We start from the raw sequence: 23,585 nt of genomic DNA on the forward strand, positions 1-23,585 counted from the left end.
ACCCACCTGCGCCGCCGCCAGAACCAGCCCGACCACGTACGGGCCTTGTTCGGCAAGGAAGAAGTCCGCTACGCCGCCGACTAGACACGCCACAATTGCCCTACCCCTCAATATGTATGACCAATACGCGGCATCGGGGCTGTCCTCGCGAGACGACGCCTGAGAACCCGCGGCGGTGCAAGCTGCGAACGTGGCGAAGGAGAAAGCGGCTGACGCTGCTTGCTTGCCGGCTGAGTGCGGTCGAGCAGATGAAGCTACCGACCTAGCCGCCGGTTGTAGCGAGCGAATGTTAATGCTCAGTCGTTCGTCCAGTCGACCTTCAGCTCGTCGCGCTGACCGAACCGCTCGAGGTGGCGGCCGATCACGTCCTGCACCCGGTCCAGTACCTCGGCGTTCTCCGCCTCGGCGCGCAGGGCGAGCGCGTCCGGCTCGCTCACCAGCAGGCAGCTGCCCGCACCGCGATCGGCGGGCAGGGTGATGCGGATGCCTTCCGGCTCCTCGGAAACCTCGCACTTCCGGCCGAGGTGCGAGGACAACTGCTTGGCGTAGCGGGCCGGCTTGTCGGTGCCCACCTTCGCCTGCGATCGAATCGTCAAGACGCCTCCCAAGTTAAGTTAGCCCAACCTAATTGGTACCAGTGGTGGCTGGCGGGTGCGAGATCTCACTCGCCCCGGTCTTCGGGGCCGCCTCGTTGCTACGTTCGAAAGGGACTCGGCACCCGAAGGCTGGAGCCCACTGTTGACCAACCCGCCGACCATCTACCTCGTCGCCACCACCGGACATCCGAACTACGGGGACGAACTGATCGCCGCGGCCTGGCTGAAGCACCTGGCGCGCGTCGCCCCGGACAGCGAGATCTGGGTCGACTGCCCCAACCCCGGACCGAGCGAGGTGCTGCTCGGCCACCTGCACCCGCGAGTCCGGTTCACCGACACGTTCTGGCGGCTGTGCTGGGAGGCCCCCGCCGACGGCCCGTGGGAGGTCGCGTCGTTCGTGCAGCACGCGATCGACAACCCGGGGCTGGCGCCGCGCTGGGTGGCGGGCATCGAGCTGGCCGCCCGGGTCGACCTGGTGCACGTCATCGGCGGCGGGTTCGTCAACGGCATCTGGCCGCGCCACCTCGGCCTGCTCGCGGCGGCAGTGGCGGCGACCCGGCGGTCCGGCGGCCGGGCCGTGATGACCGGTCAGGGCTTCTGGCCGGTCGCGCCCGAAGCGGAGCCGCTGCTGCGCAACCTCACCGCGCAGTTCGACGTCGTCGACGTGCGCGACGAGCCGTCGGTGGCGCTGGCCGGCGCTGCCTCGCACACCGGCGACGACATGTTCTTCGGCGTCGAACCCGGTCTGTACCGGGACGACGACCTGCGCGAGGTCATGGTGTGCCTGCAGTCGGACCTGCTCGACGTGACGGTGCCCGCGCTGGCCGGATTCCTGCTGGACACGCTCAGCGAATGGGGCGTGCGACCCGAGCAGGTCGGCATCGTGGAAGGCATCCCGCGGGTGGACCGCGAGGTCTTCGCGCTGGTCGAGCACGACCTGCCGGGCGCCCGGTTCTACCCGTTCGCCGAGATCATGGACGCCGGGCTGCCGGCGGCGGCCGGGCAGCGCTGGCTGTCCAGCCGGTTCCACCTGCACCTGATGGCCGCGGCGGCCGGGGCGCACGGAGTCGCGGTGTCGATCAACTCGGGCTACTACACCAACAAGCACCGGTCGCTGATCGACCGCGGTTCCGGCTGGACGCTCAGCGAAGGACTGCGGGTCCCGCCCATGCCGACCAGCGGCGGATTCGCCACCGACGTGCTGCGAGAACTGAAGCAGGCCAAGGAAGAACTCGCGAAGGCGATCTACGGCCGCTGATCTACTCCTCGCCGCCGGCGGCGTCTTCGTGCTGCCGACGGCGGTCGGCGATGTAGAACGGCGCAGCCGCCAGCACGGGCACCAGCATGCCCGCGATGACGATCAGAAGAGAAGTGCCCACGGCCGACGAAACTCCGTCCACGGGTGGAAGAATCCACGCTTTGCTCCTCGCCCGGACGGGCGTCTCGCAGAGAGCATCGCTGCACCGCACGATACGTTAGCGGCGCAACATGTGCGCCCGGTCACATCGAGTCGGCGCGGATTCTTCCCACCTCGCAACGGGTTTCGCCCGTCGGCCCGCTGCCGCCCGGCCCGCCCGCACAACCTGCGCCGCTGCGCGGACGAGCCGGGAAATCCTCATCCGAGGAAGCGCGCGGTGGGCCATTCCTCCTTGATCCAGGCGCTGTTCCAGAACAGCCACTCGTACTCGGTGGCCCGGGTGAACGCTTCGAGCATCCGCTGCCTGGTCTCGTCGTCCGCGGCCTCGGCGACCCGGTCGGTGAGGTCGCGGGCGGTCAGCACGGCCGCGGCGAACTCGTCGTCGGCGTAGGTCTGGATCCACGCCCGGTACGGGTGGCCCTCGGCGCCTCCGGTGGCCTCCAGGATCGCGGAGCCGACGTGCTGGTACACCCAGAAGCACGGCAGGATCGCCGCCAGCAGCACCGGATACGCCTCGGTCAGCGCGTTCGCGCGCAGGAACGAGGTGTAGGCCAGGCAGGACGGGGACGTGCCGATCCCGGCGATCTCGGCGTCGGACAGGCCGAACTCGGCGACGTACCCGGCGTGCAACCGGCGCTCCTCGACCAGCGCGCCCTGCGAGGCGCCGGCGAGGAACGCGGCGTCCTCGGCGTTGTCGGCACGCGTCGCGGCGGCGGCCAGCGCCTGCGCGAAACCGACCAGGTAGCGCGCGTCCTGCACGATGTAGAACGCGAAGCGGTCGCGGTCCAGGGTGCCGTCGGTCAGCGCGGCGTTGAACGGGTGCTCGACGATCGCCTGCTGCAGATCGGCGGTGTGCGCCCAGGCCTTGGCGCAGAAACCGTCGGCGGGCGGAGCGGGCAGCTTGCTCATCAGAACCTCTCGTAGCGTGTGGAAGCCCTTGCGCTCAGGGCTCTACAGGTGTTTGGGAAATCGGTTATGGCTCTTGTTCTTGAAGCGGCGAAGCCGCTTAGCCCACCTACGACACTTGCACCGCCGCGGGTTCTCAGACGTCGTCTGGCGAGGACAGCCCCGATGCCGCGTATTGGTCATACGTAAGTCGGGGCTCCCACAGTCCAGGCGTCGTCTGAGGTTCCGCCACCCGCACCGCCACGCAAAACGAGCTTGGAAATCCCGAAAAGGTCACCACCAGTGGTGGAAGTGGTGGACCGGACCGTGGCCGTGGCCCACGTCGAGCCGGTCGGAGGCGCGCAGGGCCTCCGTCAGGTACTCCTTGGCCTCTCGCACCGCTTCGAGCCAGTCGCCGCGCTGCGGCCGCAGCGCGGCGATCGCGGCCGACAGCGTGCAGCCGGTGCCGTGGTCGTTGGTGGTCACGACCCGCTCGCTGGAGAGGAACTCGGCGATCCCGTCGCCGTACAGCAGGTCCACGCTGGTCCCGCCGTCGAGGTGACCGCCCTTGAGCAGCACCTGCTTCGCCCCCAGCCCGGCCAGCCGCTCGGCCTGCGCGGGCATGTCGGCGGGGTCGGTGAGCTCCGGCTCGCCCAGCAGGTCCGCGGCCTCCGGCAGGTTCGGGGTGATCAGGTCCACCCGCGGCAGCAGTTCCTCGCGCAGCGCGCCGACCGCTTCCGGGGCGAGCAGCCGGTCCCCGCTCTTGGCGACCATCACCGGGTCCAGCACGACGTGCGGCGGCGCGTAGCGGTCGAGCACCTCGACCACCGCGCGGATCACCTCGGCGTTGGCCAGCATGCCGATCTTGACCGCGTCCACCCGCACGTCGTCGAGCAGCGTGACCAGCTGCGCGGTGATGAACTCCGGCGGCACCTCGTGGACCTCGGAAACCCCGGTGGTGGTCTGCGCGACCAGCGCGGTGATCACGGACATGCCGTAGGCGCCGTGCGCCGAGAAGGTCTTCAGGTCGGCCTGCACGCCTGCTCCGCCGCTGGGGTCGGTGCCGGCGATGGTCAGCACATTGGGAACCATGACGTCCCTCCGCTAGTACGAGCTAGGTCAGGTTCAACGGGTCTGTTCTCAGCCCGGCAGCCGGGCACCCCGCGTCACTGCCACCAACCTAACAACCGGGCCCGGCCCGCGACCACGCCCGCCTTGCTGTTCCCGCGCTGCCGCAGCCTCCCGGGCAGCTCTCAGTCGATCAGGCCCACCACCACGCCGGCGGTGAGCACCTCGCCGGGCCGCACCTGGTGCCACAGCGTGCCGGTGGCCAGCGCGGAAACCCAGCCGACCGTCCGGCTGCAGCAATCGCCGCCCATCCGGACCTTCGCCAGCCGGTCGCCCACCCGCACCCGGCTGCCGTCCGCGACCAGCCAGCACACCAGCACGCCGCGCGCCGGATCGCGACCGGCCTGCCTGCTCCCGAGTCCGGGGAAGTGCACCTCGGTCATCCCGTCCCCCCCTCGATGATCGCCCCAGCATTGCCCCAGGTGCGCCGCGCGACAAGACCGTTCGGCGGCCGGACCGCTCCGGTCGCCGAGCCGTCCGCCTGCTCCGATCGGCCCACCCGAACCCGGCGGAATCGGCACAGCGATCGAATTCACACCCTGAAGGCACCCACCGGTAGGCAAGGGGGCCCTTCATCGCGGACTAAAGTGGTTGATGATGGAAACCACGACCGATGCCCCGAGCTTCGCCCGTTCCCGCCGGCAACCCCGGCCGGAGGATCCCGCCCGGATCTGGGCCCCGCTGGCGGACCTGACCGAAGCCGCCGTGGCGGCCGCCGGCTCGGGGACGGTGGCGATCACCCGCGGATTCGACCGCAACAGCAGGCAGCGCGCGAAGGCGCTGCGCGAGCTGCTGGACCGGCGCGACGTCGCCGCCGTCGAGGTGACGCCGGCTCCGGGCAGCGCCCGGCTGCTGGCCGACGTCGACGTCACCGCGGTGGTCAACCTGATCGGCGCCGGGTCGTGGCAGCCCTACCGGGTGGCCGCCGAGCTGCGCGCCCCGGTGCTCACGCCGAAGCCGGGCGACGGCCCGGCCGAGGAGGTCACGCGGGACGTGATCGCCCTGGCCGGCGACTCTGGCCACCGCGACGTCGCGATCTCGCACGTCGCCGTCCGCTCCGAGGACCCCGCCGCCAGCCGGCTCACCCTGACCTACGACGGCGAGCAGCTGACGGTGCCCGGCGGTTGGTTGACCATCGCGGTGCAGGGCAGCGAGCTGGAGGTCAAGGTCGGCGGCGTGGACTTCCCGGAGCGCACGCTGAGCACCGGCGAGATCCGGGTGGAGGCCTTCGACGCGCCGCACCGGCTGATCCGCGACGAGCTGCCGATCGCCGACTTCGAAGAAGCGGCGGTCACCTTCACCGCCGAGGCGAACGGCCTGGTGGTCCGCCCGGTCTGAGCCCCAGCCCGCCGACTCACGTCCGCAGCTTCGAACGGGGCTGCGGACTTCTGCTTTTCTGGGAACCGCCGCTCGAGTGAACGATCACTCGGAGTTTCCAGATCACCCGATGTCGATGTGTTCTGAGCCACTCCCGCGACTGATCCTGTCATATGCCGTCACGGTTTATACCCAACCGCGTCCCTCGATCAAAACCGCGCGCTGGAGGCAGAGCGCGCGAACTGCAACAGGGAGGCTGGGGATCGTGGAGCCCACCAAGCAGTGGCACGTGAGCTGCCGCGATGTCGCCGGGAGACGTCGGGACATGTCGGTGTTCGTCAACCAGGAGAACGTCGTGCTGATCGCCCCGCCGGGCGAGACCGCAGTGCTGTCGCCGCTGGAGGTCGGCAGGCTGAGAGCAGCCTTGCGCGACGCGATCGTGCAGGCCGCCACGCTCGAGTGAACACCTATCGGGACCGGGGGCGGACGACGGTCCGCCCCCCGCTCTCGTGATCTCGGTCTTCCCCGCGCAGTCCGCTCACGGCATTATCTACTCCCGGTAACCTGGCGACCGAGAGGTGACTGCGTGAGCACGTTCTGGCAACGATCAGCCGCGCTCCTCGGGCGCGGAACGTCCGGCCTGCACACGGCGTTCGTCCTGGCCAAGCAGGGGGTGATCAGCCCGCTCCGGCCGGACAAGCTGCTGCGGGTCGTCCTCGCCTGGCGGCGCTGGGGCATCACGCCGCCGCTGGGCTTCGCCGTCGGCTCGGTGCGCCACGCCGACCGCCCGGCCGTGATCGACGAGCGCGGCGCGCTCAGCTACGCCGAGCTCTCGCAGCGCACCACCCGGTTGGCCAACGGCCTGCGCGACCGCGTCCCCGGCGGCACCCGGATCGGCGTGCTGTGCCGCAACCACCACGGTCCGGTCGAAACGATCGTCGCCGCCGCCAAGCTCGGCGTCGACGTGGTGCTGCTCAACACCGGCCTGAGCAGCCGCCAGCTCGTCGACGTGATCGCCGAGCAGCGGGTCGGCCTGCTCGTCCTGGACGCCGAGTTCCGCAGCCACCTGCCGAACCTGCCCGAGGACCTCGATGCCGTGCTGGCGTGGACCGAGGGCACCACCCGCCACGACACCCTCGAGCACCTGATCACCACCGCCCCGGCCAAGCAGCTGCCCCGGCCGCGGCGGCACTCCCGGATGATCGTGCTGACCTCCGGCACCACCGGAACCCCGAAGGGCGCCCGCCGCCCCGATCCGCCGGGGCTGGCCCCCGCGGCGTCGATCCTGTCCCGGGTGCCGCTGCACAGCGGCGAACGAGTGCTCGTCAGCGCGCCGCTGTTCCACACCTGGGGAATCGCGGCGTTCCAGCTCGGCTCGGTGCTCGGCGCGACCCTGGTGCTGCACCGCAAGTTCGATCCCGAGCATGCGCTCAGCGCCGTGGAGCGCCACCAGTGCACGTCGATGTTCGCGGTGCCGGTGATGCTGCAGCGCATCCTCGAACTCCCCGAACGGATCCGCACCAAGTACGGCCACGACGCGCTGCGCATCGTGGCGAGCAGCGGTTCGGCGCTGCCCGCCGACCTGGCCACCAGGTTCCAGCGCGCCTTCGGGCCGGTGCTCTACAACCTCTACGGCTCCACCGAGGTGTCGTGGGTGAGCATCGCGACACCGCACGACCTGCGCGCCGCTCCCAGCACTGCGGGCCGACCGCCGCGAGGCACGATCGTGCGCATCCTCGGGGAGGACGGGACACCGGTGCGCCGAGGCGCGACCGGGCGGATCTTCGCGGGCAACGACATGCTCTTCGAGGGCTACACCAACGGCAGCAGCCGGGAAATCCGCGACGGACTGATGTCCACCGGCGACCTCGGGCGCATCGACGCCGCCGGGCGGTTGTTCGTCGTCGGCCGCGAAGACGACATGATCATCTCCGGCGGCGAGAACGTCTACCCCAAGGAGACCGAGGACGCCATCGCCGGGATGCCGGAGGTGTCCGAGGCCGCCGTCATCGGCGTCGACGACGCCGAGTTCGGGCAGCGGCTCGCGGCGTTCGTGGCGCTCCGCGCCGACGGCGACCTGGACGCCGAGCAGCTGCGCGACCGGCTCCGCGGCAGGCTGTCGAAATTCGCCATGCCCCGCGATGTGGTGTTCCTCGACGAGCTGCCGCGCAACGCCACCGGCAAGGTCGTGCCGCGCGAGCTGCTCGCCCGCCTGGAGGCATGACCGGCACGGCTGCACGATCACGTCCCGTGGCGAGTTAGGCTGCCTCGGGTGAATGACCGTCTAGTGTGGATCGACTGCGAAATGACCGGTCTCGATCTCGGCAAGGACGCGCTGATCGAGATCGCCGCCCTGGTCACCGATGCCGACCTCAACATCCTCGGCGAAGGCGTGGACATCGTCATCCACGCCGACGACGAGGTGCTCGCCGGGATGCCCGACGTGGTGCGCGACATGCACGACCGCTCCGGACTCACCGAAGAGGTGCGCCGCTCCGAGATGACCCTCGAAGAAGCCGAACAGCTGGTGCTGGAGTACATCCGCCAGTACGTCCCGACCGACCGTTCCGCGCCGCTGGCCGGCAACTCGATCGCCACCGACCGCGGCTTCATCTCGCGCGACATGCCCCGGCTGGACGCCCACCTGCACTACCGGATGGTGGACGTGTCGTCCATCAAGGAACTGTGCCGCCGCTGGTACCCGCGGATCTACTACGCGCAGCCGGAGAAGGGCCTCGCGCACCGCGCGCTGGCCGACATCCGGGAGTCCATCCGCGAGCTGGCCTACTACCGGCGGACGGCGTTCGTCCCACAACCGGGGCCGACCAGCGAACAGGCCCAGGCGGTGGCCGCCGAACTGCTCAACGGCGATGGCGCCGGCAAGGCCCGCGAGACCCCGGAGAACGGCCGCTGACCAGCGCGCACCGGGATAACCGGAGCCGGTGGAAAACCCGGTGACAGCGCACGCTACTATGTGAGCGTTGCTCCGGAAGGGTCCCGAAAGGGCCGGTCCGAGCGGCCGAGGTGGGTGTAGCTCAGTCGGTAGAGCACTGGGTTGTGGTCCCAGGTGTCGCGGGTTCGATTCCCGTCACTCACCCCAATGAATAAAGGCCCCGTTCCACTGGAACGGGGCCTTTCTTCATTGCCCGGTCGCTTGGGGTGAGCGGTCGTTCCCGGTGGTGCCGGGAACAACCGCGCACACTCAACTCACCTGTTGCCCTGCACCCACTGGTCCCACGGGATCTGCCAGTCCCCGAAACCGTCCCAGGAACGCAGGTTCGGCCCGCCGGAATTGGTGATCTGCACGACGTCGCCCTTCTTCAGCAGGTCGAAGACCCACTTGGCGTTCTCCATGCTCATGTTGATGCAGCCGTGGCTGACGTTGCGCCGTCCCTGGTCGCCCACCGACCACGGCGCGGCGTGCAGGAACTCGCCACCGTTGGAGATCCGGACCGCCCACTTCACCTCGGTGCGGTAGCCGCCGGCCTCGATCGGCAGACCGTAGGTCGAGGAGTCCATCACCTTCGTGGCGTGGTGCTCGGTGACCACGTGCACGCCGTTGTTGGACGGGAAGGACGGCTTGCCCAGCGACACCGGCATGGTCCGGATCACCTCGCCGTTCTTCTCGATGCTCATCTGGTGCGAGGCACCGTCGGCCTTCAGGACGACCGCATCGCCGATCGTGATGGTGGCCTTGCGGTCCTCCTCGCCCCAGACCCCGTTGCCGAGGTCCTTGCCGTACACGTCGACGCCGATCGACACCTTGGTGCCCGGCTTCCAGTAGTCCTTCGGCCGCCAGTGCACCTCGCGGCTGTTGAACCAGTAGAAGGCGCCCTCCACGGCCGGCTCGGTGCTGATCTTGATCGCTTCCTCGGCCTTGGCCTTGTCCGGCGCCGGGGCGTTCTGGCTGAAGTAGAAGGCCAGCGGCTGTCCCACGCCGACGGTCTGCCCGTCGAGCGGGTTCATCGACACGAAGCTCTTCTTGCCCGGAGAGACCGTGCTGAAGGTGGATTGCTGGGTGATGGCCGGTCCGCTCGCCCCCTGCGCGGTCACGGACAGCGTGTAGGTCTTGCCGTAGCCGAGCTTCTCGCCCACCGTCCAGCTCGCCCCGTCCGGTGCGATGGCACCGGACAGTTTCGCGCCTTCCGAGTTGGTCAGCACGGCCTCGACGATCTTGCCGTTGACCGCCGTCGCCTTGATCGGCCCGGCCGGTGAGATGTCCTTGGCGCCGTTCTGCGGCGCCAGTTCCAGTGTCGGTGCGGGCGGCACCTCGTCGGACGCCGGAGTGGCCCCCGAACCCGATTCGCTGCAGCCGGCGACGAGCAACGCCACCAAGCCGAAGATCAACATTGTCAACAGTCGTGAAACCCGTACGGGAACCCCGACCGAATTACGCCACTCCCTCATGGGCAACAGTCCGTCCGATCCGATGCGCCACTACGCCTGTGAACAGTGTGCAGCAATGCCCCGACAGTGTGTGAAGGGACCACAAGATGCACACCGGGTGATCGCCCCTGACCGATCGCCCTCCCTACAGACGCAACGCCCCACCCCGAGGTTGCGTTCCCACCCCGGCAACCTCGCCGAACCCAAAACCGACCCCCCTGTTCGGCACCCCCACACGACCGTGCTAATGTTTTCCACGTCGCCAGGGAGACCGACCGGAACGGGAAACCGAAAGGGAACCGAACGGATCAGAACTGACCGGCAGCCAGCGCCAATAGCTCAACTGGCAGAGCAGCTGACTCTTAATCAGCGGGTTCGGGGTTCGAGTCCCTGTTGGCGCACTCGATATGCGGAACGCCCTGCTTACGCGGGGCGTTTCGCTTTTTTCATATCTCGTCTTTGTTTTGGGGGGTCGAGCCCCCCAGGCCCCCCACGGTGCGGTGGTCGCTTCCGTTCTCGGGTTGCCTTGGGTGGGCTTCCGGGCCTGGGTAGCTCCTGGGCCATAAAGCATCCTTCGGACTGGGTGGTTCCCTTCTCGGCTTGGTGGGGTACGTCACCTTCCTCCTTGGGCTCGAGCAGATGGTCCCTGCTGGCTTCCTTGCCTGCGTCGTTGGGCCGGGCGCTTGGTCATTGTCGGCAGTACCCGGTCGGACCTGGTTTTTTGTTGTTCTTTGGCCAAGGATCTGGTGGCGTAGGTGACCGATCGGGGGTTGCTGGCCTTGGTCTTCATCGGGTCCTTGCTCACCTGCATGGTCATCGTGGTGACGCTGGCGTGCTTGGTTCGGTTGGCGCTGCGGCATCGCGGGGTTCGGAGCACCGATCGCAGCTTGGACTTCTCCCACGCCATGATGGGCACCGGGATGAGCGCCATGCTGCTGCCGCCCGTGCTTCCTTCCGGCTTGTGGGCCGGCCTGTTCGTCGCGAACTCCGCTTGGCTTGGCGCGCTGGCGCTGCGCCGCCGTCCCGCTCACGCTTACCTGCACCACCTGGTGGGCGCGTTGGCGATGGCTTACATGTTCGCCGCTGCGCGGCCTCACTCCGCCACTTCGCAGGCGTTGTCGCTGTCCTCCGTGCACTCGCACGGCGGCGTGGCCGTCTTCGACGCCCATCCCGCCGGCTTCGCCTTCCCGCTCGTGGCTTGGGTGCTGATGATCTACTGCCTACTCAGCACCGGCTTCGCCGGAACCGACCTCATCCGCCCGCCCCAAGACCGCCCCAGGCTGACGACCGCCACCGAACTGGTCCTCTCCCTCAGCATGGCCTACATGTTCCTGACCACGCTCTGAAACCACGCCAGGAATTCTCACCCGCACTGCCTTGCGCAGGCACCCAGCCATCGGCTGCGACATCGAGCTCCGCCGAGCACAACCATCCACTTTGGATAATAAGACCCGAGCCGTGTTGCGCATTGTGATTCAGGTTGCGGATTTTGCCTGCCTGCCCGTGTAATGCTCGGCGTCCAAAACTCGACACACGGTATGCGGAACGTCCACGTTCAGTGAAACTGGCCACCGAATCGAAGACCCGGCGAAACCCGAGAACGCTCATACCTCGGTTCGCGCCGATTCGATGCGGGCGAGGCACGGCAACGGGGAGCCACATGGTCGGAGCAGGTGCTCACCGGGAAGGCCACGACAACCCTGCCGATCGCACTTCCCACCACCGCACGAAGAACACCGTGTCCGGCGTCGTTCACGGGGCGACCGTGCAGGCGGGCGCCATTTACGGCGATGTTCACTTCCATCCCCACCCGCCGCGGACCGTACCTCACGAACTACCACCTCCTCCTGTCACATTCGTCGGCCGGGAGGATGAACTGGCCGCGCTCGACAGCCGGGCATCGATGACCACCAGCGGACGTTGTGCGCTCATTGCACTCGGCGGGGTCGGAGGCGTCGGCAAGACAGCATTGGGAGTCTCCTGGCTCCACCGGCGCTCCGATCGGTTCCACGACGGTTTGTTGTACGTCGATCTAGGCGCAACAGACGCTCACCGGCCAATGTCAGCGAGCGAGGCGCTCGGGCGCTGCTTGCGGTCACTTTCTGTTCCTTCCGAGCAGGTACCGGCCGAGCTGAGTGAACGAACGTCCCTGTACCGCTCGCTGACGGCAGGACGCTCGTTGGCGCTTCTGCTCGACAACGTTGTCTCCGCTGCGCAGGTGCGACCACTCCTGCCCGCTTCCGAAACCAGCGTCGTGCTTGTGACAAGCAGGCTTCGGCTTGTCGGACTGGCCCTCGATGGGGCGACGTTTGTTGATCTCCAACCGTTGAGCAACGAAGACTCGAATCATCTGTTGGCGATGCTGCTGGGCCGCGACCGAGTCGAGGCCGAACCCGTGGCTGCCCGACAACTCAGCGAGTTGTGCAGCGGCTTCCCGCTGGCGCTCGGCGTGGTCGGGGCGCGCCTCCTCGCACATCCGCAGTGGAGCCTGGTCGAATTCGCAGCGTCGCTGCGCGACCAGAGAAACCGCCTGTCAGCGCTGTCCTTGGCCGACGACGTCTCGGTTCAGGCCGTCCTGGACGCGTGCTACCGCGATCTGGGCTCACGCGCGGCTCAGGTGTACTGCCAGCTTTCGGCATGCCCGGGCGAGGACTTCCCGGTTGAGCTCGTCGGTGCCGTCCATCTCGATGTGGTCGAAGCCAAAGCGGCGTTGACAGAACTGGTCGAAGCGAATTTGGTTCAGGAGCACCAACCCAACCGATACAGGTACCACGACCTGCTGCGCGCGCATGCCGATGGTCTCGGCATGGAAGACGAGCAATCCCGCCAGGAGACGAAGCGACAAGCGATCGGGTGGTACCTGGACCGAGCCGTCGAGGCTGATCTGACTGTGAACCCGCAGCGATGGCGATTGGGTCCCCTCTACGCGTCGGGAAAGCAACCCACACACTTCAACTCTGCAGAATCGGCTTTGGATTGGTACGAGCAGGAACGTGCGAACTTGTTGCTAGCCGTCCACGAGGCGTACGAGCACGGGTGGGATGAGCTCGTCTGGCAGCTCTGTGAAGCGCTATGGAGTTTTTTCCTGTACCGCAAGCATTACCCCGACTGGATGGCGATTCACGAAATCGGGATCGCTGCCGCGCAGCGCTGCGAGCATCCCTTGGCCGAGTCACGACTGCGCTGCCAACTCGGCTTCGGACATCTGGACCTCGAAGAATACGATCTGGCAACCGAAGTCTGCGAACCTGCGCTCGTATTGGCGGAGGCGGCAGGTCATCGAGAAAGCATTTCCACTGCGCTGTCCCAGCTCGCCAAAGCAGAACGAGGCCGCGGTGACCTCGACGCGGCCCTCAGCTATTTCAAACGCTCGCTCGCGCTGGTCGAGGAAACCGGGAACCTGCGGGGAATCGCGATCCGGCTGCGCAGAATCGGTAGCATCCTGCTGGATCAGCGGCGCATCGCCGAAGGCATAGATCACATGCAACGTTCAGCCACGCTTCTCGAAGTCCTTGAAGATCGACGGGGACGAGCTCGGACCTTGACCTACCTCGGAAAGGCATACGCGAGCGCCGACCGCGTCTGGGAGGCTCGTGCGGCCCTACACGAAGCCCTTGCCGTGATGCGTGATTCGGGTTCTCCGTCGTATCAGGCCGATATCGTGTATGCACTCGCGGCTCTCGCCGAAAATGACACCGACATCACCACTGCGCTGAAGCATCTGCGCGAGGCCGAGGCGCTTTACCGAGCCTCGGGGCATCCGAGGCATGACGAGATCCACGAGCGGATTGCTCGACTGACATCTCCCCAACAGGCTACGCAAGACGAATCCGCATGACCGACGGATCATCGGGAACGCACCCGGGTAGACCGGAAAGGTGCAGGTACGCGGTCGCGATCCCACAGCGCAACACCAGATCTGGCACCTCAGCGTGGAGTCTGACCCGCTGCGCCAGCCCGCCCCTGGGCTGGAGCTCGAAAGTTCCGCTGCCGTCGTGCACGACTACGAGTCCGCAGCCGGGAAGCCGGGCCAACCAGGATCGCCCAGCCTCGCCCTCGCCACCTTGATCGAGTCGGCTTTCGTGCAAGACGACATCGGCTAACTCCAATATTCGCCAAGCGACGCCCCTGGTACGCACGACCAGGAACTGGGCGAGTGCTTGGCCCTTCTCGTGCACCACTACCGTTGCACAGCCACTGGCTACCGGTCGTCGCACCCGGAATTCGACCAAGTCAAGCATGCTCGCCGGTCCGCCATCAGTCAGTTCGGCTTCGTGGTTCATCGCGTTCACTCAGGAACTTCGATCGACAATGCCGCCCGAATCGGCACCGGTATCGGCACCGGGGCGATCGGCGCGGGACATGGCGGCTCCGGAATGCCCATCAGTTCGTACATGCTGCGGCGCAAGATCGCCGACGCCCCGCCGGGGTGCGATGTGAGGCGATCCGTCATCACCTCTGCAACGCGCGCCCGATCCCATCGGGCCGCCGTGTCTTCCAGTTGAGATCGCAAAGACCGGTTGCAATCCAGGCGAGGCGCCATCCGGGCGAGTTCGGCCGCTGGGCTACCGGGCCGGATATTCGCCTCTGGAAAGGAGCCGAGCAATATTGGCGCCCCCAACGCCGCGCCGTACTGCGTTGTTGAGCCGTGATCGCCGATCAGTACGTCCGCCGCGATCATCGCCGCACGCCAGCCCTCTTCCGGGGGCATCACAAGCATTCCCCGTTCGGTGCAGCTGGACAGCCAAGCGCGTACCTGCCTCCTGCCGTGCACCGTCCAGATGTTCGGGTGCAGAACCGCAGCGACGACGTAGCGCTCGCTCGGCAGTTCGTCGAGCAGTTGTTGGAAGAGCCCCGGGACCTGCCCGAACAGCGACTCCGTCGACCATGTAGAGCTCACCACGACCAGCCACCGCCCGTCGTCAACCCCAAGCGCGCGCCGGTACCGCAGCCGATTGCGGGCGCTGGCCCACATCCGATCAAGGCAGATGTCACCGGCCACGACCGCCGCCGGCAACGCCTCGGGGCAGGAAGACCTCAGCACCTCGAGCTCGTCTGTGTGGGCGAGCACCAGCGCCGCCGGGACAACGGCGCCTTGGGAGATGAGGTTCTCCCGCACAAGGCCGTGCGTGGGTAATGCCGTTTGGCCGCCCTTGCGCGGCCGCAGCCGTGATTTCAGCGCTCCCGCTCCGTGCGGAGTGACCAGCATCGGGCCGCGCGCAGCAGGCGTGTCGCTCCGGCTCGCGTCGAGTACCAGGTCGAACTCGTACTGCAGGGCCTGTTGCCAGGGGATCACCAATCCTCCCTGGGCCCGCAGGAAATCAGCGGTACCGTGCCAGGTCGCCAGCGTTTCGGGCACCGTGAACACGGTCTGGACCCGGTGGTCCGACTCGATGAGCGGCAGCAGGTCCATCAGTCGAGTGCCCGCCACCAGATGCGGCACCATGACAAGCACCGTGCGGAAGCCGTCGCGGGTGATCCGGTGCTGCGAACCGGCGTTGATCGGGCCGTTCACCCAAAGCGGAAACATCTGTCACCTCCACGCCCGAAGGAGTTCTCCGCCGAGCCCTTCCCGCGGACCGAATCTCTTTTCGAGCAGCACGACCGTGTCAGGAATCGCTGGGTGGTTTACCTGAGATCAACTTGGTCATCCACCGGAAACCGCCGGTCAGCCAGCGGAATTTGATCAAGCACCCGGGTTCTGGCAACGCGTGGATACCCGGCGTCCAGGCGCAGACCACGCGAAGCTGGCCGGGAATGAATCACGGCTTGCAGGACGCTTGCACTCCGATTGCAGTTCACACCGACTTACTGCGATCGGAGGCTTCCGCCAGGTGGGATGCGAGCCATACTCATTTCACGGGGGACCTCGACCAGCGGACGGGGAGGCGCTGGTGGACTTCAAAATATGCGGGCGCGTCCAGCTCCGCTCCGACGGCGCATGGCACGCCGAGTGGTTGAACAGCAAGAAGGCTCGCGGAATGCTCGGCGTTCTGCTGACCCGCCCACGAACAGTATTTCCGGTCGGCATCCTCAGAGAATGGCTGTGGGGACCCGACGCCGGATCGATCCAGCAGATCAAGCCCACCCTGCAAAGCCATGTCTCCAAAATTCGCACGTCATTGGAGAACCTGGGCATCGATGCCCGCCTCGAACACGTCAACTCCGGCTACCGGTTGGATGCCGCACCGGATCAGGTCGACCTTCATCGGGCAAAACAACTTCTCACCGACGCCCACGCCGCCATCCAGAAAAGCGAGTACGAACAGGCGTGCGAAAATCTGACGGCAGCGCTGACTATGGTGCGCGAACCACCACTACTCGAACTGGAAACAGGTCCAGCTGCGGAATTCCGGCAACGCACCGAGCGGAACATTGTCCTCCCCAGTCATTACGCGTTGCTGAAGAGCCGCCTGCGGATCGGGCAGCCAGAACTCGTCCTAGCAACACTTGACGACCTGCAGCCTGAGCACGAGCTCAACACGACGCTGGCGAAGCGGCGGCTCGATGCGTTCTGGGCCACTGGTCGCTTCGACGAGGCCACCGAGTACCACCTTCGGGTCAGGCGCAGACTCAGGGACGGTGATCTCTTCGAGGAAGCCGACGATCTCCTCGCGTACTTCAACCAGAACCGCCCGTCGATCCCAACGCCTCGTCGTCCGCTGGAAGAGGCACCGGACTACCGGGTCAAGCCGCGGCGCTTTCCGACCGGCCACGATCACCTGACCGGCCGCGAGGCGCTCCTATCGGAACTGGATTCAGTCACGGACCACGGCCGCCGCACTGCACTCGTAGTGCTGACCGGAACAGCTGGCATCGGGAAGACCGCGCTGGCCGTGCACTGGGCCCGCAGCGTTCGCAAGCACTTCCCAGATGGCCACATCTGCCTCGACCTGCGGGGTTTCTCCGACTATCCGCGGCTCGAATGCGGCGACGTCGTCCGTCGGCTCCTCCAGCTCTTCCACTCCTCAGCCGACCGGCTCGCCGAGGAGACAGCCCAGTTGGAACGCCTCGCAGACATCATCGGCGATCGACGGCTACTGCTGATCTTCGATAACGTGGAGAGCGCCGAACAGATCACGCCGTTGCTCGACACCTCACCCGATTCATTGATAGTGGTCACGAGTCGGCATCATTTAACCGAGTTCTCGCTGCACCACGGTGCGACCGAAATCAACGTGCCCACCGTCAGCCCTGACGCCACCCGTCAATGGATGCGAGCGGCGATCGGCCCGCGCTGCCATCAGGAACCTGCGGCAGTCAACGCATTAGTTGAAATGTGCGCGGGGATTCCATTCGTGTTCCGACTCGTCAGCCAATATGCGAAGGAGCGACCGGGCTCTTCGCTACGAGAAATAGCACGAATCCTGCGCGACGAACACTGGCTTCTCGACGTCGGCGAAAGCGCAGACCGGGCCGCTGGCACTATTCGCGCCAGTTTTGGTCTCTCCTACCGGGCGCTGCCGACCGAACCGCGGCGCGCATTCCGATTGATCGGTCTGCACCCCGTCCCGATCATGTCACTGGGCGCCGCAGTAGCGTTGGTCGGAGGCCCACTAGATGCCGCAAGAAAAGACCTCGATACCCTGGTACACGCCAATCTCGTCGAACAGACCACGGGGCACTTCGCGCTCCACGACCTGCTTCACGAGTTCGCCGCAGAACAAGCGCAAACAGACGAGTCGACCATTACGCAGGATGCCGCATTGGTCAGGATATTGGACTGGTACCTATACACGGCCAAAAACGCCGAGAAAGCAATGTTTCCATACTCACCGGGCGTCCCCGACCTCGAACACGAGTGCCAGATCCAGGCTGAGGAATTCGTCGACGACCAGGCCGCGTTCAACTGGTACGTCGAAGAGCAGGCCGCCATGATCGCCGCCGTTCACCTCGCATACCGCCGGGGCCAACACGCCCATTCATGGAGATTAGCCAACCACCTCAAAGAGCCCTTGAAAAGGATGGGGGCTTACCATTCCGCACTGGACTGTCTCAAGCTCGGCCTGTCGTCCGCCGAAGCCACCGAAGATAGGCAGGGAATTTCCGGCACCTTAAACAATCTCGGCTATATATGCATGTCGATGAACAAATTCAAGGACGCGCACGCCTACTTCACTTCGGCCTACGAACTGTTCCGCGAAATCGAACACGCCGAGGGCACGGCGATCGCACTGCACAACCTCGCATACCAGCGTTTTCGGACCAACGACCTCGATGCAGCTTGGCAACTCTTCAACGAAGCACTGAACTTCGAGCACGAACATGGCCTCGACCAAGCTAGAGCCGGCACTCTCCGCCACCTCGGACTGCTCTGGAAGGCCCGCGGTGACCTCGTTCGAGCGAACGTAACACTGCACCGGGCGCTGGAGCTGTTCGAGAGCCTGGAACAGGCCGGAGCTCCGCAGTCGGGCCGCGTGCTCAGCGACATCAGCCAGCTGTATTTGGATCGCGGGGACACCCGAGCCGCGATCGACTACGGCGAGCGCGCACTCGCCCTGCACAGCCGAAGCCACGACCTCGCATCGTTCGGTGAGACGTGCCTGGCCCTGACCACGGCGTACAGCCGGCAGGGACATCAACGAGCCGCAGTGGAGTGCGCGCGCGAATCCATCCGAATTTGCTGGCGCACCGGTGACGCCGACACCGAGGCACGCGCCCTGGAACTCCTCTCAAGGGAACTGGAGGCATCGGGCCAGTCCGAAGCAGCCAGCGAAGGGCGAGCCCGCGCGGCCGAGCTTCGCCGAGACACCGGCAACGAAACCAGCTCTCCAACGTGACCGAGCAAAATCCGGCGCGATCGCACACCGACGCCGCTAGATGCACCGATAGCAGTACCCCCCATCAGGCATGGCGATCACCGTCTGACATGATGATGATCACCACATAGCGATCATCATCAATCGATCGAGTGGCTTAGTAAGTTCACGATCACCCGATCCGGTGCGCGCAAAGCGCATAGCGTCATGGAGATTTCCTGCTAATGACACGTAGGACTCGTCGTACCTGCCAAATCTTGATCGGTCTAGCTATGGCGGCCATGCTGCACATCTCTCCCCTGAGCGCCTCAGCGGAGGCGGCGAACTCTGACGTGAGCAATTCCTGGATCGGCCAGTGCACAGCACCAGAGCACGACGACGCCATCGACTAACGCCATCTAAATATGGAGATGCGCCTGATGACGATTTCGCGAGAGACGTCATCAGGCACACTCAGGGAGCGATGAGCGAAGAGCCACTCGCCTTCGCCCGCAGAGGCGCCGTTTGCGCAACGCGGAAAGTCGCCCGACAGCTGGTCCTTCAGTCCATTCCGGACACTCGGAGGGTGATGTTCAGGCGGCCCGCCGCCATGCCGATCTCCGGGCCCGTGCCCGGGAACGTCTTCGGCACCCCGTGGTAGGCCAGGCGGGACGGGCCGCCGAAGACGAACAGGTCGCCCGAGCACAGCTCCACGTCCGTCCACGGCTTGTTGCGGTTCTCCGCGTTCCCGAAGCGGAAGACGCAACTGTCGCCGAGGCTCAGCGACACCACCGGTTCCCGGCTCCGCTCGTCGCGATCCTGGTGCATGCCCATCCGCGCGTCGGCGTCGTAGAAGTTGACCAGCGCCACGTCCGGCCGGTAGTCCTCCGCTGCGCGGCCGTAGGCGTCGGCCAGCGCTCTGCGCCCCAGGTCGCCGAGCCAGTCCGGGAACGGCGTGACCGGGGAACCGTCGCCGTCGTCGACCGTTCGCGAGTAGCGGTAGGGATACCAGTGCCAGCCGAGACAAACGGTCCGCACCGACATCACGCCGCCGCTGGGCAGCCGCGCCGATCGCAGGCCCGCCGGCGACCGCGCCCATTCCCGGCACGCGACGACCAGTTCGCGCTGCCGCTCGACGTCCAGCCAGTCGGGCACGTGCACCGCCCCCGGGGCGATCTCGGCCCGCTCGCGCGGGATCAACGACTCCACATCCGCCCCTCTACCACGCCAAGATCATCGCAGCTCGGCGATCTCCGCGTGAGAACGCTCTCAAGACTGGTTTCGTTACTCCGTTCAGGTTAGGCTTGCCAAACTTTTGGAGCCAACCGGACAGGCAGGGAGCACCATGTTCCGTCCTCGTCGACTGCTCGCGGTCATCACCGCCGTGCTCGCGCTCGGCACCGCCGCGGCGTGCGGCACGTCGACCCCCGAGCAGTCCCCCGCGCCCCAAGGCACCGAGCGGATCGTCACTCACGCCAAGGGCCAGACCAAGATCACCGGCACCCCGCAGCGGGTGGTCGTGCTGGACACCGGGGAACTCGACGCGGTGCTGGCGCTGGGGATCAAGCCGATCGGAACCGTGCTGCCGGACGCCAACAAGACGCTGCAGCCGTACCTCGCCGAGAAGGCCGGTGACATCGAGATCGTCGGCACCATCGGCTCGCCCAACCTGGAGAAGATCACCGCGCTCCAGCCGGACCTGATCCTGTCCAGCAAGGTCCGCGACGACCAGAACTACGAGGCGCTGAGCAGGATCGCGCCGACCGTGTTCGCCGAGACCGTCGGCAAGACCTGGAAGCAGAACTTCCTGCTCGACGCCGAGGCGCTGGGTAAGAAGGACGAGGCGCAGCGGATCCTCGACGCCTACCAGCAGCGCGCCGCCGACATCGGCAAGCAGGTCGGCGACCCGGCCGCCCGCAAGGTCAGCATGCTGCGGTTCATCCCCGGCGACATCCGCCTGTACGGCAAGGGCTCCTTCATCGGCTCGATCCTGGCCGACGCGGGCTTCGGCCGCCCCGACAACCAGCAGATCGAGCAGACCCACACCAAGATCAGCCGCGAGCAGATCTCCCAGGCAGACGGCGACCAGCTGTTCTACGCCGCCTACGGCGAAAGCGCCAAGCAGCAGATGACCGGCGTCGTCGACTCGGTGCAGTGGACGACCCTCAACGCCGTGAAGAACGGCAAGGCCATCGAGGTCCAGGACGACACCTGGTACCTCGGCCTCGGCCCGATCGCCGCCAACCTGGTCCTGGACGACCTGCAGAAGGCCTTCGCCCAGCAGTGACCCGGAGAAGAGCCCGTGGGTCGGCTGGACTCACGGGCTCTTCGCTGCGCTGATCCGCAGATCGCCGGCGCTGCGCCCGACGCGCAGCTCGCCCGCCCCGGGCTCGACGTCCACCACCAACGACACCTCGGCTCCCGCCTCGGCCTCGGCGACGGCGAATCCCGCCAGCCGCAGCGGCTCCGCGGCGTACACCTGCACCACCTCGCGTCCCGCTCGGTCGCCGGTGTTGCGCAGTTTGACCCGCACGCCCTCGCCTTCGGCGACGGCCTCCAGGTACTCCCAGGTCGTGTACCCGAGCCCGTGTCCGAAGTGGAACGCCGGTGTCACGGCCCGTTCTTCGTACGCGCGGTAGCCGACCACGGTTCCCTCGGTGTAGTGCAGCTCGCCATCCACCGGCTGCACGCCGGGCAGCGGGACCGGGACGTCGGCGAGCTCAGCGGGGAACGTCGTCGGCAGCCGGCCGCCGGGCTCCGCCTCGCCCAGCAGCACATCGGCCAGCGCATCCCCGTACTCCTGGCTGCCGAACCAGGTCCACAGCACCGCGGGCACGTCGGCGGCCCACGGCATGAGCACGGGCGAGCCGGCGTTGACCACCACGACGGTGTTCGGATTCGCCGCCACGACCTTGCGGATGAGCTCGTTCTGCACGCCGGGCAGGTCCAGCGAGTCGCGGTCGCGGCCCTCCGTCTCGACCTCGTCGTTGGTGCCGACCACGACCACCGCGACATCGGCGTCCCTGGCGACCGCGAGGGCCGCCGCGAGTTCGCTGGCGTCGTCCCATTCCCGTGCGCGGTGCCCGATTCCGACCGCCACCAGCGCATCGAGGCTCTGCGGGGTGAACTCCACGGTCAGCCCGGCCCGGCCGGCCTCGTCCAGGTCCGATTCCACGAGCACCACGTTGAACCGCTGCTCGGGCGGCTCCAGCATGTCGCCCATCGGATCGTCGATCCCGTCCGCGCGCACCACGTCCGCGGCCAGCACCTCCCGCCCCGCGAGTTCGACGCGGAAGCCGCCGGTGCCGTTCACCCCGAACACGTGCTCGCCGACGTCGAGCCGGAGATTCCCGCGCACCCGCAACGACTTCGTCCCGGCAGGCAGCCCGCCGAGCCACAGCAGCCGCTCGGTGCCGCGCAATTCGCTTTCGAGCACCTCGCCGTCGGCACCGAGGTAGTCGACGCGCAGGCCGCTACCCTCGCCCTCCGGGTCGGTGACCTCCGCTCCCGGGATCACGTCCAGCAGCCGCCGATGCCGGACACCGCGCTGGTACACCACATCCGCGTCCGGCAGCGCCGCCCGCAGCCCGTCCAGCGGCGTCACCACGTGCGGCGGGCTGACGTGCGAGGAGCCGCCGCCCTGCACCGCCGGGATGGTGGCGTTCTCGCCGATCACCGCGACCTTGGCGACCTTCGGGTCGATCGGCAGCAGCGGCGCATCGGACACGACCTCGTTGCGCAGCAACACGAATCCCTGCGCCGCGAGTCGCCGGATGACCGGCCGGCCCTCCTCCGACGGGCCGCCACCGCCGGGCTCGGAGTCCTCGAACGCGCCGACGCGGCCGGCCAGCCGCAGGACGCGCAGGACCTTGTCGTCGAGCACCGACTCCGGAACTTCGCCCTTCTCCACGGCCTTCGCGAGTTTCCCGCCGCTCCAAGGGCTTTTCGGTCCGGGCATCGCCAGGTCGAGGCCGCCGAACGCCGCCGCCTGGAGCGATCGGGTGGCGAACCAGTCCGACACGAGCACGCCGTCCCACGCCCACTCGCCCTTGAGGATGTCGTTGACCAGCGCGGAATTCTCGGTCATCGTGCTGCCGTTCACCGAGTTGTAGGCGGCCATCAGCACCCATGGCGAAGCCTTCGCGATGATCCGCTCGAACGGCTTGAGGTAGAGGCCGCGCAGCGTCCGCTCGTCGACGATCGCGTCGTAGCTGAGCCGCTCGGTTTCGCTGTCGTTGGCCACGAAGTGCTTCGGCGTCGCGGCCACCCCGCGCGACTGGATGCCCGCCACCACCTCGGCGCCGATCTCGCCGATCAGCAGCGGGTCCTCCGAGAAGTTCTCGAAATGCCTTCCGCCGAAAGGACTTCGGTGCACGTTGACGGTCGGCGCCAGCACCACGTGCACGCCACGGCGGCGCGCCTCGTCGCCGAACATCTCCCCCGCGGTCCGCGCCGCCGCCCGGTCCCACGTCGCCGCCAGCGCGGACGCCACCGGGAACAGCAGCGAGGTATCGCGCTCGTCCCAAGTCGTGCCGCGCACCCCGTTCGGGCCGTCGGAGAGCACCAACGACCGCAGCCCGATCTGGGGCATCGGGTGCAGGGTCCAGAAATCGGCTCCGGTCAGCAGCCGCGCCTTGTCCGCCACGGTCAGCTCCGAGAGCAACGACCGAAGCTTCGCCTCGTCCACCGGGTCCCCTTTCGCCAGCCCCCGGCCGCCCAGTCTCGGCCACCGCGCCCGGACTGTCGACCGGTACCGCGCCACGCCGTTATCTGCCCATGCACGCCGCCCCCGAACCCAACATGTAGTGTGTCGATCGCTGGTGGTTCACCGGAGGCGTCCGGTGAGGCAAGAGGGAACCCGGTGCGAATCCGGGACTGCCCCGCAGCGGTGAACGGGAACGAAAGTCGTGACCCGGCTGCCGAACGGCAGCGGGTAGAGCACTGGGCGAACAGCCTGGGAAGCCACGACCACTAGGCCGCCCGTGAGTCCGAAGACCTGCCACCGGTGCACGCGCGAAGCGTGCTGTCCGGGACCTCGAGGGCGGGTCTGCGCGGACGACCAGCGGCTACCGCCGCGGGTCTCCTCGCACGCCGTCGTGGTCCGCCGAGCTCGCGAGG

General features: G+C 67.2%; 18 protein-coding genes, 2 tRNA genes and 2 riboswitches. Of the genes, 12 read left to right on the forward strand and 8 right to left on the reverse strand.

The window, feature by feature from the left end; translation table 11 throughout:
• Positions 1–296: 296 nt before the first annotated feature.
• Positions 297–596 (reverse strand): DUF2218 domain-containing protein, encoded by a 300-nt coding sequence (locus tag E1288_RS40770; RefSeq protein WP_235884152.1) that lies wholly within the window; start codon positions 594–596, stop codon positions 297–299.
• 142 nt (positions 597–738) lie between these two features.
• On the opposite strand from E1288_RS40770, the gene E1288_RS40775 reads away from it, so the two are divergent.
• A complete protein-coding gene (locus E1288_RS40775; protein ID WP_132494023.1) occupies positions 739–1,854 on the forward strand; it encodes a polysaccharide pyruvyl transferase family protein in 1,116 nt (371 codons plus the stop codon).
• Positions 1,855–2,211: 357 nt separating this feature from the next.
• On the opposite strand, the gene tenA is transcribed toward E1288_RS40775, so the two are convergent.
• From tenA to E1288_RS40790, 3 genes are all read right to left on the reverse strand, one after another.
• Positions 2,212–2,922, reverse strand: coding sequence for a thiaminase II (tenA, locus tag E1288_RS40780; RefSeq protein WP_132494024.1), 711 nt, complete (start codon positions 2,920–2,922; stop codon positions 2,212–2,214).
• A gap of 270 nt (positions 2,923–3,192) precedes the next feature.
• Entirely contained in the window at positions 3,193–3,990 is a 798-nt protein-coding gene (thiD, locus tag E1288_RS40785) for a bifunctional hydroxymethylpyrimidine kinase/phosphomethylpyrimidine kinase (protein WP_132494025.1), read from the reverse strand.
• Positions 3,978–4,072, reverse strand: a riboswitch (TPP riboswitch). It overlaps the preceding gene by 13 nt.
• A gap of 79 nt (positions 4,073–4,151) precedes the next feature.
• Positions 4,152–4,409, reverse strand: coding sequence for a hypothetical protein (locus E1288_RS40790; protein ID WP_132494026.1), 258 nt, complete (start codon positions 4,407–4,409; stop codon positions 4,152–4,154).
• A gap of 214 nt (positions 4,410–4,623) precedes the next feature.
• Here E1288_RS40790 and E1288_RS40795 point away from each other — a divergent pair, with 214 nt between their 5' ends.
• The 5 genes from E1288_RS40795 to E1288_RS40815 all read left to right on the forward strand — a co-directional run bounded on the left by E1288_RS40795 (position 4,624) and on the right by E1288_RS40815 (position 8,443).
• Positions 4,624–5,364, forward strand: coding sequence for a hypothetical protein (locus E1288_RS40795; RefSeq protein WP_132494027.1), 741 nt, complete (start codon positions 4,624–4,626; stop codon positions 5,362–5,364).
• A gap of 244 nt (positions 5,365–5,608) precedes the next feature.
• Positions 5,609–5,806, forward strand: coding sequence for a hypothetical protein (locus tag E1288_RS40800; protein WP_132494028.1), 198 nt, complete (start codon positions 5,609–5,611; stop codon positions 5,804–5,806).
• 123 nt (positions 5,807–5,929) lie between these two features.
• Positions 5,930–7,567 carry an AMP-binding protein gene (locus E1288_RS40805; protein ID WP_132494029.1) on the forward strand — a complete coding sequence of 546 codons (1,638 nt, stop codon included), beginning with the start codon at positions 5,930–5,932 and terminating at the stop codon, positions 7,565–7,567.
• A gap of 48 nt (positions 7,568–7,615) precedes the next feature.
• The gene (gene orn / locus E1288_RS40810) at positions 7,616–8,257 is read left to right on the forward strand and encodes an oligoribonuclease (RefSeq protein ID WP_132494030.1); all 642 of its coding nucleotides are present in this window, start codon (positions 7,616–7,618) and stop codon (positions 8,255–8,257) included.
• Between the two features lie 110 nt (positions 8,258–8,367).
• Positions 8,368–8,443 (forward strand) — tRNA-His (locus tag E1288_RS40815).
• 107 nt (positions 8,444–8,550) lie between these two features.
• On the opposite strand, the gene E1288_RS40820 is transcribed toward E1288_RS40815, so the two are convergent.
• Positions 8,551–9,693: a L,D-transpeptidase gene (locus E1288_RS40820; RefSeq protein ID WP_132494031.1), complete on the reverse strand. Its 1,143-nt coding sequence runs from the start codon at positions 9,691–9,693 to the stop codon at positions 8,551–8,553.
• 364 nt (positions 9,694–10,057) lie between these two features.
• Between E1288_RS40820 and E1288_RS40825 the strand changes: the two genes are divergently transcribed.
• From E1288_RS40825 to E1288_RS40840, 4 genes are all read left to right on the forward strand, one after another.
• Positions 10,058–10,130 (forward strand) — tRNA-Lys (locus E1288_RS40825).
• 354 nt (positions 10,131–10,484) lie between these two features.
• Positions 10,485–11,075: a DUF5134 domain-containing protein gene (locus tag E1288_RS40830; protein ID WP_132494032.1), complete on the forward strand. Its 591-nt coding sequence runs from the start codon at positions 10,485–10,487 to the stop codon at positions 11,073–11,075.
• Positions 11,076–11,389: 314 nt separating this feature from the next.
• Positions 11,390–13,567, forward strand: coding sequence for a tetratricopeptide repeat protein (locus tag E1288_RS40835; RefSeq protein WP_132494033.1), 2,178 nt, complete (start codon positions 11,390–11,392; stop codon positions 13,565–13,567).
• Between the two features lie 40 nt (positions 13,568–13,607).
• Complete coding sequence (locus E1288_RS40840; protein WP_132494034.1) at positions 13,608–13,832, forward strand: hypothetical protein; 225 nt, start codon at positions 13,608–13,610, stop codon at positions 13,830–13,832.
• A 185-nt stretch (positions 13,833–14,017) separates the two neighbouring features.
• Here the strand turns inward: E1288_RS40840 and E1288_RS40845 are convergent, their stop codons facing one another.
• A complete protein-coding gene (locus tag E1288_RS40845) occupies positions 14,018–15,259 on the reverse strand; it encodes a hypothetical protein (protein WP_132494035.1) in 1,242 nt (413 codons plus the stop codon).
• Between the two features lie 364 nt (positions 15,260–15,623).
• On the opposite strand from E1288_RS40845, the gene E1288_RS40850 reads away from it, so the two are divergent.
• A complete protein-coding gene (locus E1288_RS40850) occupies positions 15,624–18,509 on the forward strand; it encodes an AfsR/SARP family transcriptional regulator (protein WP_132494036.1) in 2,886 nt (961 codons plus the stop codon).
• A gap of 519 nt (positions 18,510–19,028) precedes the next feature.
• Here E1288_RS40850 and E1288_RS40855 read toward each other — a convergent pair.
• Positions 19,029–19,676 (reverse strand): alpha-ketoglutarate-dependent dioxygenase AlkB family protein, encoded by a 648-nt coding sequence (locus E1288_RS40855; RefSeq protein WP_132494037.1) that lies wholly within the window; start codon positions 19,674–19,676, stop codon positions 19,029–19,031.
• Positions 19,677–19,812: 136 nt separating this feature from the next.
• Between E1288_RS40855 and E1288_RS40860 the strand changes: the two genes are divergently transcribed.
• Positions 19,813–20,754: an ABC transporter substrate-binding protein gene (locus tag E1288_RS40860; protein WP_132494038.1), complete on the forward strand. Its 942-nt coding sequence runs from the start codon at positions 19,813–19,815 to the stop codon at positions 20,752–20,754.
• Positions 20,755–20,784: 30 nt separating this feature from the next.
• Here the strand turns inward: E1288_RS40860 and E1288_RS40865 are convergent, their stop codons facing one another.
• Entirely contained in the window at positions 20,785–23,154 is a 2,370-nt protein-coding gene (locus E1288_RS40865; RefSeq protein ID WP_235884153.1) for a glycoside hydrolase family 3 protein, read from the reverse strand.
• A 117-nt stretch (positions 23,155–23,271) separates the two neighbouring features.
• Positions 23,272–23,485: riboswitch (cobalamin riboswitch) on the forward strand.
• The last annotated feature ends 100 nt before the right edge of the window (positions 23,486–23,585 follow it).

The organism is Saccharopolyspora elongata (assembly GCF_004348985.1).
GTDB lineage: Bacteria > Actinomycetota > Actinomycetes > Mycobacteriales > Pseudonocardiaceae > Saccharopolyspora > Saccharopolyspora elongata.

What these genes read in the sequence shown, in the direction of transcription:
- E1288_RS40845 (WP_132494035.1), bottom strand. Translation starts at nt 15,259, where the DNA reads ATGTTTCCGCTTTGGGTGAACGGCCCGATCAACGCCGGTTCGCAGCAC.
- E1288_RS40790 (WP_132494026.1), bottom strand. Translation starts at nt 4,409, where the DNA reads ATGACCGAGGTGCACTTCCCCGGACTCGGGAGCAGGCAGGCCGGTCGC.
- tenA (WP_132494024.1), bottom strand. Translation starts at nt 2,922, where the DNA reads ATGAGCAAGCTGCCCGCTCCGCCCGCCGACGGTTTCTGCGCCAAGGCC.
- E1288_RS40820 (WP_132494031.1), bottom strand. Translation starts at nt 9,693, where the DNA reads ATGTTGATCTTCGGCTTGGTGGCGTTGCTCGTCGCCGGCTGCAGCGAA.
- E1288_RS40860 (WP_132494038.1), top strand. Translation starts at nt 19,813, where the DNA reads ATGTTCCGTCCTCGTCGACTGCTCGCGGTCATCACCGCCGTGCTCGCG.
- E1288_RS40795 (WP_132494027.1), top strand. Translation starts at nt 4,624, where the DNA reads ATGGAAACCACGACCGATGCCCCGAGCTTCGCCCGTTCCCGCCGGCAA.
- thiD (WP_132494025.1), bottom strand. Translation starts at nt 3,990, where the DNA reads ATGGTTCCCAATGTGCTGACCATCGCCGGCACCGACCCCAGCGGCGGA.
- E1288_RS40835 (WP_132494033.1), top strand. Translation starts at nt 11,390, where the DNA reads ATGGTCGGAGCAGGTGCTCACCGGGAAGGCCACGACAACCCTGCCGAT.